General features: G+C 63.4%; 10 protein-coding genes. 2 read left to right on the top strand and 8 right to left on the bottom strand.

The genetic code is table 11. From position 1 onward, the window contains the following. The 8 genes from J5X93_RS15460 to J5X93_RS15425 all read right to left on the bottom strand — a co-directional run bounded on the left by J5X93_RS15460 (position 1) and on the right by J5X93_RS15425 (position 13,436). Positions 1-918, bottom strand: coding sequence for a pyridoxal-phosphate dependent enzyme (locus J5X93_RS15460; protein WP_182942973.1), 918 nt, complete (start codon positions 916-918; stop codon positions 1-3). A 183-nt stretch (positions 919-1,101) separates the two neighbouring features. Further along, positions 1,102-2,805, bottom strand: coding sequence for an amidase (locus J5X93_RS15455; RefSeq protein ID WP_043215839.1), 1,704 nt, complete (start codon positions 2,803-2,805; stop codon positions 1,102-1,104). A gap of 299 nt (positions 2,806-3,104) precedes the next feature. Continuing rightward, positions 3,105-3,941 (bottom strand): glutathione-dependent disulfide-bond oxidoreductase, encoded by an 837-nt coding sequence (gene yghU / locus J5X93_RS15450; protein WP_090344847.1) that lies wholly within the window; start codon positions 3,939-3,941, stop codon positions 3,105-3,107. Positions 3,942-4,164: 223 nt separating this feature from the next. Continuing rightward, on the bottom strand, positions 4,165-8,244 hold the full coding sequence (locus tag J5X93_RS15445) for an inverse autotransporter beta domain-containing protein (RefSeq protein ID WP_250342644.1): 4,080 nt from the start codon (positions 8,242-8,244) through the stop codon (positions 4,165-4,167). A 411-nt stretch (positions 8,245-8,655) separates the two neighbouring features. Continuing rightward, positions 8,656-8,973 carry a DUF2388 domain-containing protein gene (locus J5X93_RS15440; RefSeq protein WP_043215867.1) on the bottom strand — a complete coding sequence of 106 codons (318 nt, stop codon included), beginning with the start codon at positions 8,971-8,973 and terminating at the stop codon, positions 8,656-8,658. A 91-nt stretch (positions 8,974-9,064) separates the two neighbouring features. Beyond that, positions 9,065-10,414 (bottom strand): APC family permease, encoded by a 1,350-nt coding sequence (locus tag J5X93_RS15435; protein ID WP_090346378.1) that lies wholly within the window; start codon positions 10,412-10,414, stop codon positions 9,065-9,067. Between the two features lie 49 nt (positions 10,415-10,463). Beyond that, a complete protein-coding gene (locus tag J5X93_RS15430) occupies positions 10,464-12,098 on the bottom strand; it encodes an amidohydrolase (RefSeq protein ID WP_182815318.1) in 1,635 nt (544 codons plus the stop codon). A 9-nt stretch (positions 12,099-12,107) separates the two neighbouring features. Further along, entirely contained in the window at positions 12,108-13,436 is a 1,329-nt protein-coding gene (locus tag J5X93_RS15425; protein ID WP_182942977.1) for a hypothetical protein, read from the bottom strand. A gap of 213 nt (positions 13,437-13,649) precedes the next feature. Here J5X93_RS15425 and J5X93_RS15420 point away from each other — a divergent pair, with 213 nt between their 5' ends. Further along, entirely contained in the window at positions 13,650-14,579 is a 930-nt protein-coding gene (locus J5X93_RS15420) for a LysR family transcriptional regulator (RefSeq protein ID WP_182942979.1), read from the top strand. Positions 14,580-14,730: 151 nt separating this feature from the next. Beyond that, entirely contained in the window at positions 14,731-19,395 is a 4,665-nt protein-coding gene (locus tag J5X93_RS15415) for an Ig-like domain-containing protein (RefSeq protein ID WP_182942981.1), read from the top strand. The last annotated feature ends 129 nt before the right edge of the window (positions 19,396-19,524 follow it).

Below are 19,524 nucleotides of genomic sequence, written 5' to 3'. Positions count from 1 at the left end.
TCAGCCCTGGGCCGCCAGCCACGCCTGGATCTGCTCCAGCGTGGCGGTGGCCCCGCCGCAGACGATCACCAGGACATTGCGGTACGCCGCCACGGCCTCGGGTTGGTAGGCCAAGGCCAGTGCCGCGCCGCAGGCCGGCTCGACCAGTACGCGGTGATCCAGTAAAAAACGCTCGCAGGCCTGCAGCGCGGCGCGGTCGCTGACCAGGCAACTTTCGACTGGGTGACGCTGTGCACAGGCCAGCGCCTGTTCTGCGACGCGCTTGGCGCCCAGGGAGGTGGCCACCGAAGTGATGCGTGGCAGTTCCACGGTCTGTCCGGCTTCAAGGGCTGCATGCAACGAGGCCGCACCGTCGGTTTCCACCGCCAGCACCGGCACGTCGTGCCAACCGTTGCGTTCGAGTCCTTCGACCACGCCACTGAGCAGGCCGCCGCCACCCACCGAGAGCACCACGGCATCGGGCTTCATGCCGGCGCGGGCGACTTCGTCGATCATGCTGGCATGACCGGCCCACAACAGTGGATCGTCGAACGGGTGGATGAAGGCATCGTCTGGCCCGACCAATGTCTGCGCCAGTTCGTTGGCCTCCTGCCAGGAGCTGCCGTGCACCACGACCTTGGCGTCTTCCAGGCGCAGCAGCGCCTTGGCGCGTTCGGTGGTGGTTTCTGGCACCACCACGGTCACCGGCACGCCGAGCTTGCGCCCGGCATAGGCCACAGCCAACCCCGCGTTGCCACCGGAGGACGAGACGAAGTGGCGCGCACCGCGGGCATGATGGACCTGGCAGGCATGGCCAACGCCACGCAGCTTGAATGAGCCGCACGGCTGCAGGGCTTCGAGCTTGAGCCAGACCGAGCGGCCGGCGATCAGCGAGAGAGGACGGGATTCGATCAGGGGCGTCTGGATGTGCAGGGACATGTGGGCTCTCCAAAGGGATGCTTCATTGTTCCGGCAGACGCAATCGCGGGGCAAGGGCGTTTTTTCAGGTGTATCGGGCTGTGCCCGTTTGCGCGTTGGCGATGATCGTAGTGGGAGCGGGTTTATCCGCGAAGCAACCGATTCAGTGCTTGCGGATAAACCTGTTTCCAGCCAGGCGTTGGATCAGCCCAGTGGCGGGGTGCGCGGCGGAATCATGCGACGCGAGCCGGTGGCCTCGAAGGCGGCACCGAAGCTCAGCAGTGCATTGTCGCTGTAGGCACGGCCTGCGAAGGTCAGACCGACCGGCATACCGATGTCGGCCATCACGCCCATGGGTACGGTGACAGTGGGCACACCCAGGTGACGGATGGCCAGGTTGCCGTTGGCGACCCAGACGCCGTTGCTCCAGGCGATATCTGCCGATACTGGGTTGACGTCGGCATCGGCCGGGCCCACGTCGGCCACGGTCGGGAACAGCACCGCGTCCAGGCCCAGGTTGTCCATCCAGTCTTCCAGGTCCATCTTGCGGGTCTTTTCCAGCCCACGCAGGCCGTCCGGCAGGGTCTCGATCTGATCCCAGGTCTTCAGGCCGCGCTTGGCCATGTTGACGTACTCATCCATGCCGGCCGCCAGGTCGTCCTCACGGTTGGGCAGGGTGCCCGGGTCGTGGGGGAAGATCTGCGGGCCGTCGACGTCGGCCAGGCGGTTGAGCTTCGGATCATTGTTGGCGCGCAGGAAGTCATCGAAGGCCCAGCCGGACAGTTCCCACAGTTCATCATGCAGGAATTCCTTGGAGACGATGCCGCGGTTGTACACCGTCGGAGCGCCCGGGCGGTCGCCTTCGCAGTTGGACACCAGCGGGAAGTCCACTTCGATCACTTCGGCACCGGCCGCTTCCAGGGCTTGACGCGCCTGCTTCCACAGGTCGATGACGCTGGCGCGGGTATTGATGCGTTGGCCGGTCGGGCCACCGATGCCAGGTTTTTCCGAGGTGCCGGCGTCAGGGTCGGCATTGATGTACATCTTCGGCACGCCAAAACGCTTGCCCTTGAGGGCGCTGGCGTCGACGGCCAGATCCAGGTAGGAAGCCGGGCGTACCGAGGACGCAGCCGGGATCGGCACCCATGGCTGTAGACGCCACAGGTCGCCACGCTTGTCGGCGTCATCGGCAACGACGACATCGAGGATTTCCAGCAGATCGGCCATGGTGCGGGCGTAGGGCACCACGACGTCCATGGTCGGCGTCAGCGGCCAGTTGCCGCGCACCGAGATGACCCCGCGCGAGGGGGTATAGGCGCACAGACCATTGTTCGAGGCAGGGCCACGGCCGCTGGACCAGGTTTCTTCTGCCAGGCCGAAAGCCGAATAGCTGGCAGCGGTGGCGGTCCCGGCACCGTTGGACGAGCCGGAGGCGAACGGCGCGGTCAGGTAGGCGGCGTTGTACGGGCTTTCGGCGCGGCCATAGACGCCACGCTGCATGCCGCCGTTGGCCATCGGTGGCATGTTGGTCTTGCCCAGGCAGATGGCACCGGCGGCGCGCAGGCGCTCGATGGTGAAGGCGTCGCGCTGGGCCACCAGGTCCTTGAAAGCCGGGCTGCCGGAAGCGGCGGTCAGGCCTTTGACCAGGTAGCTGTCCTTGGCGGTGTAAGGGATGCCATCGAGCGGGCTCAACGTCTGGCCCTTGGCTCGGCGAGCGTCGGAGGCCTCGGCCTCCTTGAGCGCTTCAGGATTGCGTACCACCACAGCGTTCAGGGCAGTGGCGGTGTCGGCTCCGTCATAGGCGTCGATGCGGGCCAGGTAGGCCTTGACCAGCTCAACCGCCGTCGTGCGGCCGGACTCGAGCGCGTCGCGCAGCTCGGCAATGGAAACCTCAGTTACCTCGATCATGCTGTCACCAGTTATGCAGGTGGAAACTCGTGGCGCGAGTGTAGCAAGAAGCCCTTGCCCGGCGCAGGCATGCAGCGTGGCAATGGTCATTTGCACGGCGGCAGTCTCGTGCGCTGCATGCGTGCGTCAGTGCATGTGTCGAGGTCGAGGCTCAGACCGCCTCGAATGGCGTTTTTTCTGGTTTGCGAAGGCCACTACGCGCCTCATCCGCAGTCTTCGTCAGCGTCTACAGGTTCCGTAGGCGCTTGCTCGGTGGAAGCTGGCAAGCCTGCGATGGGCTGCAAGGCAGCCCAGGCATTTCACACCAAGTCTGCCGCCGAATGCCGCTCCGGCACCTGGCTTTGCTCATCCCCCCAGGTCCGGTTCACCCGGGTACCTCGCTGCACAGCCGGCCGTTGGGCGATGGCCTCGGCCCAGCGCTGCACATGGGGGTATTCATGCACAGCAAGAAACTCTGCCGCGCCATACAGGTTGCCGCGCACCAACTGGCCATACCAGGGCCATACGGCGATGTCGGCAATGCTGTATTGCTCGCCGCCGAGGTAGTCGCTTTCGGCCAGACGTCGGTCGAGCACATCCAGTTGGCGCTTGGCCTCCATGGTGAAGCGATTGATGGCGTACTCGAACTTCTCGGGTGCATAGACATAGAAGTGACCAAAACCACCGCCCAGGTAAGGCGCCGAGCCCATCTGCCAGAACAGCCAGTTCAGGCACTCGGTCCGGGCAGCTGGGGCCTTGGGCAGGAAAGCGTCGAACTTCTCGGCCAGGTACAACAAGATCGAACCGGACTCGAAAACCCGCACGGGCGGCTCGACGCTGCGATCGAGCAGGGCGGGGATCTTCGAGTTGGGGTTGACCTGCACGAACCCGCTGGAAAACTGGTCGCCTTCGCCGATGCGGATCAGCCAGGCGTCGTACTCGGCGCCGGCATGGCCGAGAGCCAACAGCTCCTCCAGCAAGATGGTCACCTTGACCCCGTTGGGCGTGGCCAGTGAGTACAACTGCAGCGGGTGCTTGCCCACCGGCAGCGCCCGCTCGTGGGTGGGGCCGGCGACAGGCCGGTTGATGTTGGCGAACTGACCGCCGGACGGCGCCTCGTGGGTCCAGACCTTGGGCGGGACGTAGGGTTTGCTCATGGGCGAAGTCTCCTGAAGGCTCGAGGTAGGCACATCGTAAGGTGGACCTGCATCTATGCCATGGGTTCGCCGCCGGGGGCAAATGCATTGTGGGCGTGCGTTGGGTGCATCACGCCATGCGCTGAAGGCGTGGCGGTATGGGTGCGGGCCCTCGCTTACAGTGGGCGGTGACGCTGTAAGCGAGGGAATGGGCTAATAGAAAGCGGCGCTCACCACGGCGCGATTACATTATTGGCTGGCGACAGATGGTGCCTCGGAACCAATGATCAGGCCGCGTCTGGGTCCCCCCGACTGGAAACCCGGCATATTGTGGCGTCAGCATCCAACGCATGCCTGGCCCCGCTGCATCAGGTAGCCAGACCTCATATGTTAGCCAGTTGATTTGCATATAGCCCCATTCTGAGGTCGGGGTGCCCAGGGCGCGAACATTATCGCCTTTTGTCGCTTCGGCTTTTGATACTTGTACAAGTCCCAGGGAACTACAGATTTTCATCGCGTCCTTCCAAGGTTCCATATAGTCATGCGCCATATGGAACCAGTTACTTACCTTGAAGGTATAACGGTGTGTCACTGCGCTGCCCTTGCGAGCGCCGGTAATCGTTATCGTGCCCGAGTCGGTATCACTGGGTTGCGCAGTGAACTCGAAGTATCCATTGCTTGAGGGCGTTAGCCAACTTGCCGTTGAAGTCCATGTGTAATCCACTGGGTCGGCGCCGTTTGCCAATTCCACCACAAAACTGGCTTCCAAATGAGCGATAGTCGGGAACCCGGTACTTACAGGAAATCGATGCCGGGGCCGGCCGGCATTCAGCGCCACGATCTCGGTACTCATCAGCTCGATGGGGCGCTTCAATGAGTTCATGTTGATGCCATCCAGGCGTGGGACAACTTCATAACGGCCTACCTTCGGCCCTTGCAGTTGCACCTGATAGCCCTTGGCCGTTGATGTGACTGCGCTTAGCGTGACATCGGACGTGGGCTTTCCAGCGCTGTCCGTCACGAGGAACGAGACCCGATCGAGCAGGTCGGCTATCGATTGATCGAGCTCGTTGCGCACGTCAAATGTAATGGCGGCTTGGTGCACGTCATCGGCGAATATTTTGGAGTTCGACAGCGTGATCGTGGAGTGCGCCTCTGATGGCAGCAACGTCAATACGGTCAACTCCGCTGTCAGGCTATCCATCGAGTCGTTTTCAACGCGAGGGGTGATGGTCAGGTCGCCCGGTATCTTCGTTTTGAGCGTGGTGCGGTAGTTGCCCTCCACGGTTTCCTGCACAGGGTCCAACTTGAAGCCCTCAGGTGGCAGTGGTTGGTTGCTGGCGTCCCGGACGATGAATGTCAGTGCATCGGCCAATCCACTCACCGGCTTGTCGTTGATGTCCTTGGCGGTGAAGTTCAGGGTGGAGAACTCCTTCAAATTGGCCTTGATCGTGTCCGGCTTGATCTGAAACTTCGAGTGGCTTGCAGCTGGCGGCAGAGGCAGCAGCTCGACGTCGGCTTTCAGCGTGCCGAACGGGGCGCCGTTGTAGTGCGGTATGAAGGTGTAGTGGCCTGGGATAGTGCCCTGGAGCGTTGCACGGTACTCACCGGTCTTGGCTTCTGAAATGTCGCCGAGCGTAATGCCCGGGGCCGGGCCGTTGGCCAGTTCGAACTTCAGCTGATCGGCGAGACCTCCCACGGGCTTGTCGTTTGCGTCCCTGGCGGTGAAAGTCAGCGTCGATGGGTCGGTGCCACTTGCCGGGATCCTGGGCGGTGCGGCCTCGAACGTCGAGCGGCCCAGTGCAGGCGGCAAGGCCTTCAGTTGCACGGTGGCACTCAAGCCATTGACCGGCTGGCGCCCGATGGTCGGGACAAAGGTGTAAGTGTCTGCTTGCAGGCCGCGCACTGTGGTGACGTAGATGCCGGTATTGCCGCTCTCCTGGATCGGCTCGAGGGTGAGCTCGTCAGGTGCCGGTGGCAGGCCGCTGCTATTGGTGGCATTCACTGCCAGCCGGTTGCCCAGGCCGGTGACGGGATTACCGTTGATGTCCTTGGCCACGAAGGTCAGTGTCGAGGGATCGGAGCCGTTGGCCGGGATGATGTCTGGCTTGGCCTCCCATTTCGAAGTGGACGGCACGGGCCGCAACGCCTGCAGCTCAACCTCGGCGTTGAGGCGGCCGATGGGCTTACCGCCCAGCTGGGGGGTGACGGTGTAACGGCCGACCAATTTGCCCTTGAACGTCGCGGTGTAGCGGCCCTGGGCGCTTTCCACGATGGGGCTCACCGTCACATCCGGAGGCGACGCGCTGCCCTTGTCGCTGTGCACCGCGAACTTCAGGTGCTTGGCGATGCCCTCCACCGGTGCGCCATTGGCGTCCTGAGCGGTGAAGGTGAGTACAGCATGGGTTTTGTCGTCCGCCGGGAGTGAGCTGCGGTCTGCGGCGAAGGCGGATTTGCCGTCGTCCGGCACAGAGCTGACCGTGCTGACCTGCGCTTGCGACAGCGCAGTCCCTTGAACGGACGGGGTCAAGGTAATCGATTGCGGCGCGCTGCCCGCGGTCACCCGTACTTCATAGTTGCCCGCCGAAACACGCTCAGGCTTCGAAACCACGATGCCGCCGGCGCGCGTTTGCGTCTCGGCGACAGCGATCTGAATATCCGCCAAGGCGATGTCCACCGGCTGCTGCTGCTCGTCGCGGATGGCGAGGGTCAGGGTTTGCTGAGTCTTGCCATCGGCCGGCAGCACGGTATGGGCAGGGGTGAAGGTCGAGTGGCGCGTGCTGACCGCGGGAGCGTTGACGGTCACGCGGGTCTCGCTGCGCCCGGAGCGGTTGCCTTTGCTGTCCACGGCCACGCCATGGAGGGTGTAGACGTTGGTTTGCTGGGTTTGGTAGTCGGGCAGCACCACGCTGTAGTGGGGGCCGCCGTCGTGCACGAGCCGGCCGCCGGCCTGCAGCAGCGCCGGGGCTGTCCAGTCGATGTGCGACAGCGGGTACTTGCTGTTGACCCACACGCTCAGGGATTTGGTCTCGCCGCCTTGGCCGCTGACGTGGGCGGCGGCGGCCATTTGGATGACCTGCTTCTTGCGGTACTCGAGGACGATGTGGTTGTTGCGTTCGACCAGGTCGTAACGGCTGCCAGCCAGGGTGCGCAGGGCGCCGACGCCGGCGGGGTCGACCTGCTTGGCCCAGGGCTCGCCGATCTGGTAGCTGAACTCGGCACCGACGGTGGTCTCGTTGCCGCCGTTGCCCTTGCGTTGGTCGGCGCTGAGGGTCAGCAAAGGGATGGGCGTGTAGGTGAGACCGACGGTGACGGCGCTGGGGTCTTTCTTGCGGTTGTCCTTGCCGAACAGGCCGACTTCATCGCCGTAATACTGCTCGTAGCTGAGCTTGCCGCCGAGCTGCGGCATCGACGGCAGCCAGGCCTCGGTGCGCAGGTCCCAGCCGTTGGCCGGGCGTTCCTGGTAGTCCTCGACGTCGGGCGAATCCTTCCAGCCGGTCAGACGGGTGTAGCTGTTGGCGTTGACTTTGAGAAAGTCGCGCCAGTACTCGACCCCCAGGCCCAGACGGGCGTGTTGGCGGGACAGGTCGTAGTCCAAAAAGCTATTGGCGCCGAGCATGTAGCCGTCGTTGAAACGGCGCACGCCCAGGCCCAGGGTGGTCTGCTGGCGGTCGTCCTTGCGGTGGACGCTGCCCTGGGTGAACAGCAACTGCTCGGGGGTGTCGTGCAGCGGGGCGAGCAGTTCGACCTGGGAGTTTTTCAGCGAGAACTTGTCGTCCACATCGATCTGCACCCGGGCGGTGCCGAAGCGGCTGAGCCACTGCTGAGCCTGGCTGCTGGCCTCGCGGGTGGCCAGACCGCGGGCCATGGCGGCAGCGGCGTCGCTGTCAGGGTTGTTGCTGAGGAAGTTGCCGGTGCCGCTGGCCATGGCGGCGAGCTCGCGGGCCTGTTCGTCCTGGGCGTCGGTGGAGGCCTGCGGGTCGGGCGAGTTCAGCTTCGGCAGCGGGTGCGCGGCGGCCGAGGGTACGACCAAGCGATCGCCGGGCTTGAGGGTCTCGAGGTCACGGCCGGGGTTGAGGCTGCGCAGGGTGGCGATGGTGGTGGCGTATTGGATGGCGATCGAGGCCAGGGTGTCACCCATGGCGAAGGTGTGAAGACGGGAAGGCGCGGGTGATCGCTTGGCCGGTTCAGTGGTGGGGGCGGCACTGGCTGAAGGCGTGGCCAATGCCAGGGTCAACGGAAGGACCGCCTGGACGCCGATGTTGAGCCAGGCAACGGTCCGGGTCGCGATGGGCGGCCCGCCGTAAAACGTGTGCTTTTTCAATGAAGTTATCATTCCCTGAAGGCCTGAAATGTAACTTCGCGATGGAGCTGTTTATTCGCCCGGCCATTGCCCGTTCGCAAGCAATGGACAGTTTTAGGTGCACTGGAGGAAAAGTGACAAAGAGGAAATAACCAACACCAAGGCGAAGCGGTTGAAAGCAACTTCCATCTTTTCGATAGATGTTACGAGGCCGCCAAACGCAATGGATTGGAAATGCAGTATTTGCGAGTTTCTAACAGCGTCAGGAGGCTTTCAGGGGCAGAATTTACGAAAACGAAAAGAGCGGATCTGTAGGGGGAATCGCATGGAGGTCTTGAATAACGGGATTGTTGTGTTGCGCATCTTCAACGAAAAGGGCCGCAGGAATGCGGCCCTTGGTTTGACGCAGCGTCGAGTGAACGCAGGTCGACGTCAGTTATCAGTCAAGGGATCATCCTGGGAAAGCAGCGCATTGGCCAGTTCCTCGTCACTGGCCTGCAACCCAGGGTTGTCCTTGCGGGCCTGCTCCAGCGCCGATTCCACATAGGCACCGCGAATGACGCCGCCGCTGGCCACGAAGGCCGACAGCTCATCGCGGGCCGGGATGATCCGTTTGTCGTCCTTGAAGGTCGAGTACAGCGAGGCGGAGACCCCCGCAGATGTGGCGACATCGCCCGCATCCACACCAGCCAGGGCAGCCCCTGCCGGGAGCAGGAGCAAGAACGAAGGAACGAGCAGTAGACGGCGCATGGCAAGACCTCCAGGTGAAGCCCAAGGGATTTACTGCATGTTGTTAAGAGCGGTGGCGGTGCTCAGGAGTTCCATTGGCCGCGCCTGTCTGTCACACCTGTAGCGCCATGCGCCCTTGACCACGCAGGTAGAGGCCGTAGCCCAGGCCCAGTGCCAGCCATAGGCTCCCGAACGCCAAGGTCGCGGCGCTCATCCCACCTATTACCGTCAGTACAACGGCGATCCCCACCACGGGCACCAGCCAGTGGGCGAACCACCGCCGGCTACGGCCTTGGATGCCCAGTTTCACCAGCACCGAAAGGTGCAGCAGCACGAATGCACAGAGCGCACCGAAGTTGACGAACGACGCCAGACTGTCGATCCGCTCGCACATCACGATGGCGATCACCAGCGACAGTGCGGTCGACAACAGCAGCGCCACGTGAGGCGTGCCATGGCGCCGGTGCAGACGGGCGAACAACCCCGGCAACTGGCGATCGCGGCCCATGGCGAACAACACCCGGGACACACCCACCTGCATCGGCAACACATTGGTGAACCCACACATCAAGGCGATCAGCCAAGCCACCGCCACGGCGCTGAAGGGGCTGATCTGCACGGCCAGCAGTTGATAGATCGCACCGGAGGCATCCGCGATGCGCAACCCCGGCATCAGGTTGCCCAGCACCCAGGTGCTGAGGACGAACAGCACCGCGCAGATCAGCAATACCGCCAGAATGGCCCGCCCGACCAGGCGCCGGTCGCCACCCTTGACCTCCTCCGAAAGGGTCGAAATGGCGTCGAAGCCCAGGAACGACAGCACGCAAATCGAGGTGGCCGCGAACACCTTGCCCAACTCGAGCTGGTTGGCGTCATACAGCGGCGCCAAGGTCAGCGCACCGGCGCCTTTGCCGTCGGCCAAAGCATTTACCGCGAGCATGATCAGCCCCAGCATGACCGCGAACTGCACGACCACCGAGACCAGGCTGATGCGGGTGGTCACCGATACGCCGAACCAGTTCACCGCCAGCGAAACCACCACCAGGCCCACCAGGCAACTGGCGCGGTCCAGGCCCGGCACCAGCGTTTGCAGGCCGACCGCCATGACCAGGAACACCAGCGCCGGAATCAGCAGGTAATCGAGCAGAATCAGCCAGCCGGCGATGAACCCCGGCAACTCGCCCAGGCTGTGCCGGGCAAAGCCGTAGACCGAGCCTGAGCAGGGCACTTCGGCCGACATGGTGGCGTAGCTCTGGGCGGTGAAGTACATGCACAGGGCGCCGAGCAGGTAGGCCAGGGCGATCAGCCCGCCCGAGGCCTCCCAGACGAAGCCGAAGGTGGTCAGAGGCGCCATCGGCGCAATGTAGGCCAGCCCGTAGGCGAGCAGGTCTTTCATGCCCAGGGTGCGCCGCAGTGTCGCGCCGCCCTCAAGGCTCACAGGTTTCTCGGTGGCAAGGCCCATGGTGAGCTCCGGTTCTTGTCGTTGTTGGAGGGGGCGGCGCAGGTGCGGGTCAGCCGACGAAGCCTGCGTGGCGGTGGACTTCCTGGCCTTCCAGGAGGGTGAGCAGGACCTCGGTGGCGCCGATCTCATGGGGCGCGATGCTGTACAGGTCGCGGTCGAGCAGGATCAGGTCGGCGTACTTACCCACGCTCAAGCTGCCGGTGCTGTCATCGCGCCAGGCGGCATGGGCGGCGTTGAGGGTGTAGCCACGGATCGCCTCGTCGATGCTGATCCGGTGCTGCGGTGTGTGCGCCGGACTGTCGGGGCCGTGGGCAGGGTTCTGGCGGGTGACCGCGCACTGGATGATCTGGAACGGGTCGAATGTGGTCACGCCCCAGTCGCTACTGACCATGCAGGTCACGCCCTGGCGGATGAACTCGCCGATCGGGTAGGTCCATTGCGCACGGGCCTCGCCAAGCATGGCATCGACCAGCGGGTCGGCGTCGGGGTTCGGTTGTGCCCAGAGGGTCTGGTAGTTGGCCAGGATGCCCAGTTCGCGAAAGCGTGGGATGTCCGCCGGATGCACCACTTGTAGGTGGGCGATCTGGTGGCGCGCGTCCCACGGGCCATTCTGGCGCCGGGCATGTTCGATACCGTCGATGGCCGCACGGGTGGCGCCATCGCCGATGCTGTGCACGTGCAACTGGAAGCGCTCGCGGTCGAAGGCGGCGAAGCACTCGTTGATCTGCGCCTGGGTGAACATCAGTTCGGCATTGCCGCCCGTGTCGCAACGCGGTTCGAGCAACACGGCGGTGCCGTTCTCCAGCACGCCATCAAGGAAGAACTTGGCCGAATGCAGCGACACGCGCTCGCCCTGATAGGTGTTGCGCAGGTCGATCAGCTCGCGCAATTGCTCATCCAGCGGTTTGTGGGCGAACACCTTGGCGGTGGCGCGCACGCGCAGGGTGAGGTCACCGCGCTCAAGGCACGCCTGGTAGTTCTTCATGTAGTTGCGGCTGACCATCGCATCGAGCACGCCGGTGATACCGCGGCTGTTGAATACCTTGCTGTAGTGGGCCATGGCTTGGAGGTAGTCCGCCTCGCTGTAGCCTGGGGCAATGCGGCCCATGGCCCAGATGGCGTCTTCGACCAGCCAACCTTTGGGGGTGCCATCGGCCAGGCGCAGGTAGCTGCCGTTGTCCGGCTCCGGACTGCCGGGTCGTACGCCGGCCGCTGCGAAGGCGGCGCTGTTGGCCCAACCGTTGTGGTAGTCGCTGGCGAACATCAGCGCCGGGCGGCCGTCGGTGACGCTGTCGAGCCGCTCTTTGGTCAATTGCTCGGGGGTGAAGCGCGCCGAAGAAAAGCCCACACCACGGATCCAGGGTTTGTCCGGGTTGGCCTGGGCGAAGTCGCGGATGATCGCCAGCAGGTCCTCGACGCTGGTGGCGTCGTACAGCGCCGCGTTGTGGTAGAGGTCGGCGCTGCTGAGCTGGAAATGCACGTGGGTATCCTGCAGCCCCGGCAGCATCAGCTTGCCTTGGGCATGGATGCGCCGGGTGGCGGCATCGGCCAGGCGTTCGATGGTGGCGTTGTCGCCCACGGCCAGGATGCGGCCGTCGCGCACGGCGATGGCCTCGGCCCTGGGCAGGTGCGGATCCTGGGTACGGATGTCGGCGTGGGTGATGATCAGTTCGGCGGTCTGCATGGCAGGTCCTCAGTAGAGGTAGGTGAAATACATTTCCAGGGCGCGGAAGGTGTCGTCGCCCAACGCCTGCTTGGCTGCGCCCTGGGGTTTGACCCAGTTGTAGGCCAGCGAGGTGTGCAGGTGGGGCGTGGGGTTCCAGTCGAGAAAGACCACGTTCTCGTCGGCGAAGCGGCGATCGTCCACGGGCATGCCGTTGAAGTGCTTTTCGTCCAGCGAGAACTGGTAATGGATGCCGCCCAGCGTCACGGTATCGCTCAGGTGGGTCTTGAGGGTCCACTGGCTGACCCGCTCGTTGCTGTTGAACAGCAAGTAGTTGCCGACCACGTCGCCGATCAACCAGGTGCTCCAGTCGATGAAGCCCTTGCTCAGCGGGTCCCAGCTTTTCTGGGTGCGGTCGCCGGGGGCGTCGTCACCGGAGAAGCGCGCATGGCGATAGCTGAGGATCGGCGTAAGCGGCAGGTGCGCGAACCGGTAGTCGGCCTGGGCGTACCAAGCGTCGGCGTGGTAGTGCATGCCTTCGCCGCTGCCGCGTTGCGCGGCGTACTCACCGTGCAGGGTCAGGGCATCCAGGCTTGGCAGCTGGCCGTTCAGGGCACGCAGATTGAAAACCTGCATGCCATCGCGGGCAGTCAGGTTCTCGCCATGGCCGGCCAGGGAGTCGACCGCCATGACCATGGCACCGAGGGTGACGCGGTCGGCCAGGCGGTAATCGAGGTTGATGCCGTTGAGGCGAAAGTCGCCTTGGTGATTGTCGCTGCGCAGGCTGAAGACCTGGGCCTGGAGCACGTCGTGGGTATAGCCGAGCAGCGCCGAGTCGCGAAACGCGGTGCGCGGGGCGAGCCAGTAGGCGCCGTCATCGAACATGTCGAGGTTGCCGTCGGCGACGATGAACCCCGTGCCGACCATGAAGTTCTGCCGGCCTGCGGTCAGGCGCCAGTCGCCTACGCGCAGTCCGCCGTAGGCCTCTTCGAGGGCGAAGCGGCCATCGGCGCTGCGGGTGTAGCCACCGGCATCGCCGTCGCCCTGGGTGGTGGCGCCGATCACCGACGCACCGCCAAGCACTTCCACATCCGGCGCCAACGCATAGCCGAGGGTGACTCCCGGCTTGATGTAGAGCTCTTGCCAGTCCACGCGGGTGCCGCCGTTACTGGCGTCGCGCAGGTCCATGCGTCCGGCGCCGAAGTTCACGCCGCGGCTCACGATGTTGGCGGCGCCAGCACCGATGGTGAGCTCGCCCTGCAAGCCATCGAGGTCGAAACGCTGGCCGGCCCAACCGTGCTGGCTAGCGGCGAGTCCACAGAGAAGCAACGCCCGGGCGGGCGAGAGGGTGCGATGCATCGAGGGTGTCCTTTGTTCTTGTTGTTGTCGGCGGGGCAGTGCCGGGCTTTGCGGCCCAGGAGTTCAAAGTGCCGGAGCCAGGGTGGCTTTGCTGGCGCGGTGCGCTGTGGCAGTCTTTCCCGTCACCTTTGGCTTGCGGCACAGGTTAAAGGCCTTCGCTGTGGCGAGTTAGTTATCGCCTGGCATAACACTTGGGAATTTCTGGACTAGATCATGGACAAGTTCCTCAGCCTGCAACTGTTCGTTGCCAGTGCCGAGTACGGCAGTTTCAGCCGGGCCGCCGAGCAGCGGGACATGACACCCTCGGCGGTGGCCAAGTCGATCCGCCGCCTGGAGGCAGAGGTCGGAGCGCGGTTGTTCGAGCGCACCACGCGCAGCATGGCGTTGACCGAGGCCGGCCTTTTGTACCTGGAAAACGCCCGGGACATCCTCGAGCGCATGCGCGAAACCGAAGAGGAAATCGCCCAGTTGCAGCACAGCCTCAAAGGCACGCTGCGCGTCACCGGGCCGCTGTCGTTTGGCCGGCCATTTCTCAACGCCGCCTGCGCGCGCTTTTTGCAGGCGCATCCGCAGATGTCCTTGCAGGTGGACCTGAGCGACCAGTACATCGACCTGCTCGACGGCCACTACGACATGGCCTTGCGCCTGGGCCAGAGTGATCTGCCGGGCCTGATCGCCCAGCCCATCGGCGAGAGCCGAGTGGTGCTGTGCGCAAGCCCTGAGTACCTGCGCCGTCACGGCACGCCAATGCACCCGATGCAGTTGGCCACGCACGAGTGCCTGGTCTATCGGCACCCGGCATTGGGCGATTCCTGGGTGCTGGAAAAGGATGGCGAGCGCCATGCCATCAAGCGCAAAGGGCGGCTGGGCAGCGACAACCTGGAGCTGTTGCTCGAGGCCTGCCTGGCCGGGCAAGGAGTGATTGCCTGCCCGTACTGGAGCGTGCTGCCGTATTTGCACGCGGGGCGGCTGCAGGCGTTTCTCGGCGACTATGCGTTCGATCGCAAAGCCCTGGGCGCGCAGTTGCAGGCGGTGTACCCGAGTACCCGGCGGGCGACGCGCAAGATCGCGGTGTTCATCGAACACCTGCGCACGTACTTGAACGAGGAGGGGATGAGCGCACGCTCTGGGGAAGGGGCTTGAGGCAACTTTTCCCATAGGTCAACTGGTAGACGCCCTACAGATCTGCGAGTTCAGGCGCCAAGGCAGCAGGAATAGCATCCATCGAAACGCCCGGCAGTGCCGTCAGACGGCCAGATCGGGATGGATCGCTCGTATGCCAAGGGAGCCCTAGATGTCTGACCACAGTGATCATGAACCCAACCTGCTTGACCAAATCCTCGAAACCGAACCCGGCATCAAAAGCGCTTTAAGTACCCATGCAGTGGCCCAGGACACAGTCCTGGACCTGCAGGGCAAACCTCCTGCCGCCTTGGTCCAGCGCTTTTGCGGTTTGCGTATGAAGCAAGCCCAGCGACTCAAGGATCGCCTGGACGTGGCCACGGCAGCGATGATGCGCGTATTTCGGGAAAACCGTCTGAGCGCCGCGACACGCCGGGCAGCGGACGAGCTCAAGGGCCCACTAGCACAGAGCAATGGCCCGACGTTCGAGAATCAGTTCTCGCCGTCCTGGGGCAACCACACCCATCCGCAAGCGGTGGATGCCACTACCTCGCCGGCGGCCTACCTGATCGACCTGCTGACTTTCGTGGAGAAGGAGCTGGAGCCGGAGGGGAATGTGCTCAAAGCCGTGACGTTGAAAACGCGGCGTCCTGATCTGTACGACCTTTCGCTCGATGAAGACACCATGAATCGCACGGTGACCCAGGTCGAGGTGGTCAACCATGTGATGGAAAGCGCCATCGAGCGCCAGCGAAAACTGGCCGACGACACCACCGCCACGCAGGACAAACTCCTTCAGGTGCGCTATCCGCTCAAGCAGTTTCCCTATGAGCACTACTGGGAACAGATCCGCACGGTGCTGGCCCATCATGAGCTGTCGGTGAGTGACATTTCGCGCTTGTCCGACATCGATGCGCCTTATTTCATCCAGCCCGGAGCCCACTCCCAGTGGTCGGACGTCGCTCTGCAACAGGATGCAGGCCTTGGCCCGGCCTTGCGCGCGATCCTGCTCGAGGCACCCTACTTCGGCACGGGCGGTGAGGTGCGTTTCAACCCCCAGACCCGGCGACTGCTGGCTCCGCCGCACACGTCTGGGGCATGGCGCGCCGAACAAGTGGCGAGCAACAGCGTGAGTTTTTTCAAGGATAACTTTGGTGTCCAGGCCTACCCGACGCTGCAGAACGTGGTGACCTTCTGCCAGGCCCTGCACATGAGCCAGGATGAAATGGAGTCGTTGTTCGCCCTGGCCGCTTACGCACCGGTTCGCTCCGATAACGTAGTCGTCGAGGCCTCTCGTGCTCCTGCATCGCCCGTGCAGTTCGGCGCGCGTTTCATCAACAGCGGCAGCGATACCCCGGTGTCGGTGGCCAGCGATAACGACGAACCTACGCTGCACCATTTCCAGCACCTGACCGAAGACCGCTGCGACCGGATCAATCGCCTGGTGCGCCTGGCCACGGCGCTCAAGCTCTCCTACGCCGAAACGGACCAGATCGTCTGCGCAGCCATCGAGGCGGAGCGGCGTGCCGCTGTCAGCCAAGAGACTGCCAGTGAGGCGCCGTTGTGGATGACCGCCAATACGATCCGGGCGCTGGGTGTGTTCCAGTTTCTACGTGAGCGCTTCTCGTGCGGCGCCGAAGACTTTTCCGCCCTGCTGTCGGACATGTCCATTTTTGCAAGTGGCGATACCCTCAGCCATTTCGATCGGGTGTTCAATGCAGAGACGACCACGCCGCTGGTGCTCGATGATGCGCCATTCAGCCTGGGCAGCGAGGATGTCCAGAGCAAACGCACGGTCGATCAGCTGTGCCAAGGGCTGGGGATCAACATGGAGACCTTCCGCTACCTGTCGCGCCTGGTCATGCAGGGGCAAAGCCAGTCGACTCTCGCACGCACCTTGCCGACGGTCAGCGCGTTCTACCGCATCACCTTGCTGGCCCGGTTGCTGTCGATCACTACCATCGAATTGTTGTCGTTGCTCGAAGTACTGAGCCCTGAGGGCCAGTACGCCCTGCAGCTGGCCGGTGCCCCGCAGAACGCGATGTACAACAGCTACATCCAGACCGACACCCTGAGCGTCATCCATGCCCTGAGCCGTTGTGTGGCGTGGTGCCAGACGCAGCAACTGCCCATCGCCTGGCTGGTGCAACAACTGCTACCGGTCGAGACCACCGATGTGGTGCCCGAGGAGTACCGCACGCTACTGGGCGAGCTCAAGAGTCATCTGGTGCCGTTCCAGGACTTCGACCGTCTGCTCGCCGAAGCTGGCGTAACACCTCTGAGAACCCAGAGCTGGATGCAGAATCTCACGCAGATTGTCGACGCCCAGGGCCTGATCACCGATACCGGCCATTCCGAAGAAGACTTCGATCCTGTCTATTACGAGCACTTCGCCGCACGGGAAATCGAAGTGGTGATCGAGCGACTGATGCGTGTGCCACCTGAAGAAGGCAAAGGCGAGGGGCAAACGCAAAGCGAGGACAGCGAACTGCCTCTGCTCACGGCCGATGAAGCCGAACGCTTGAAGACCCTGATTCTTGGCGTCGTGTTGCGGATTCGTTCGCAGCAGTGGGGCGTTGTCCAGGAGCGCCTGTCGCACTTCTTGTCGCTCAAGGCCGACAGCGTGATCCCGGTTATCTACTGGGCTGGAGGTAAAGCGCATACGTTGCTTGAAAGCGCGACGAACTTCGAGCCGGATCAGCTTCAGTCCGAAGCCCTCAAAGCCATGATGCCCCTGATGCAACGCATGCAACGCTGTGCCCGGGTCGTCAACCAGTTCGCCCTGAGCCCAGCGATGTTCTCCAGCCTGCTGGTGCGCGCCCAGCGCCCGCGCTGGAGCATCAAGAGCACTGAGCTGACTCTGCAGACCTTGTACTTTCTGGAGCGCTACTCGCGGTGCCTGCGCCAGGCCAAGCAGTCCGAAGAACAGTTGCTGGGCTATTTCGACCTGATCGAGTCGCTGGGTGAGCTGAGCCACAACGAGCACCGCCTGATCAAGGACGCCGCGGCCGAGAAGATCGCCGCCTGGCTGGGCTGGGGCATCCGCGAGGTACTCGATGTGGCGGCCCAGGTGACCTCTGACGGCATCATTCGCAACCTGGCGCAGCTGTGCGCCTTGGTCGATACCCGCCAGCTGTGCGAAAAAACCGGTCTGAGCGCCGGCTCCCTGATGAAGCTCAGTCGCCTCAGCGGTCACTCTGACACCCAGGCTTACCGCAGCGCCGCACACGAAGTCCTGAGCAGTCTGCGCCAGGCGCCCGAACAGCGCCGCGACGAGGTTGAGCTGCGTCAGAGCTTGTCCACGCGTTGCCTGGTCAGCAATCCACGGCTGGTTGCCAGGAAGACGAATGAGGAAACCGCTGTGAGCCTGACGCTGCTGGACATGAACAACCAGCCGGTGTCCGACATTCGGGTCAGATGGTCCACCGATTTGGGAAGCCTGCTCGACCATTACAGCTACACCGATGAGCAGGGTATCGCGACGGTGCGCCTGCAGGCCGGACAACAGATCGGGGTTGCGCATGTTCAGGCCACCTATTTGCTCGACAGCAAGGCCTTCGCCCCGCCGGTGGTCATCGATTGTCATGAATCATTGTGGCTCCATGAAACCACGGTACCCAAAAAGCCGGTGCTGGCGGGCAACAGGGGCCGCTTCAACTTACAGGTTCAATTATTGGATGGCCTGGGTAACCAAGGTGTCGATCGCCTGGTGAACTGGACCAGCAGCATCGGCGAGTTCATCGACAGTTCGGGCGAGACACTGACCGACAGCGAAGGCATCAGCAGGATCTCGCTGCGCAGCATGCAGGCGGGTAAAGGCATCGTGGCTCTTTGGTACGCAGGCAATCCTGAAAACGTCCAGAAATTCGAGGTTGTCTTCGATGACCTGCCCTATGTCGGTTCACTGGCGCTCACCTCTTGGGCGGTCGTCGGTGATGACATCCGCATCAGCGCGACGATTCTGGGGCTCGATGGCAACCCGTATCCCGACCAGGCACTGAAGTGGGCCTGCGCCGGCGCCGAGTTGGTCAGCCAGGAAGAGCTGAGCGACGCGAATGGGCAGGCCAAGGCGGTGTTGAGTGCCAAGGCTGCTGGCCTGGTTGAGGTCACCGTCATGCTCAGCAAGTCTGGTGACACCGAGGACGACTATTACACCGAGACGCTCAGCTTCGAGGTACTGTCCAATGCCACGTGCGCGAAAGCCTCGACCAGCGGGAAATGGCCAATCGCCAACGGTATCAGTGCAGCCGAGTACGCGCTTCATATCCTTAGCGACGATGGCAAGCCGGTCGAGCGTTATCCGGTCACCTGGACCGTGCAGGAGGGTGAAGTCGAAGCGGTCACGAGCCTCACGGGGCCTGACGGCATGGCCCATTACTTGCTCAAGAGCACGCAGGTGGGCGAACGGACCGTGGTCGCGAGCTGGGGGGATGACGGGTCTTATCCGTTCGAGGCGGTGAAATTCCTGCCCGAGCAGGGCCTGGAAATCCTGTTCGAGCAACAACCGGTCGAAGGCCCGGTCGTCATTACCCAGCCGACCGAAGGTGAGGCCCAGTACACCCTGTCCTGCCGGCTGCCAGAGGGCCATCCGCTGCTCGAGGCAGAACTGTACTTGCTGTATTCCGGGCGTTTTTCCGCGTCCTCTCTGGGTCTTGAATTCGATCCAAGGCTGGGTGAGGCCAAACCCTTCGAAGCATCGGCGGTGCAGATGGACTGGAAGATCACGAGCCTGCCTACCGGCTCGAACCAGGAAGCCTCCCTGCAACTTGGCGTGTCCTACAAGCAAGCCATGGAACCGATCTGGATCGACGTCATCGTCAAGCCTTCCCCCGCCTGACGGACCGGCACAACCACATCCCTGCCTCCGGTGGCAGGAATAGCCCTAATTCATTTGGCGCGATAGCAGGCAGGGCAGCTGGCCCTGCCTGACGGGCGGTGTTTGGCCGCCCGACGCCTTCGACCCCAC

The organism is Pseudomonas sp. BYT-1 (genome assembly GCF_023611805.1).
Taxonomy (GTDB): Bacteria; Pseudomonadota; Gammaproteobacteria; order Pseudomonadales; family Pseudomonadaceae; genus Aquipseudomonas; species Aquipseudomonas guariconensis.
This window is presented reverse-complemented; position numbering and strand designations above follow the sequence as displayed.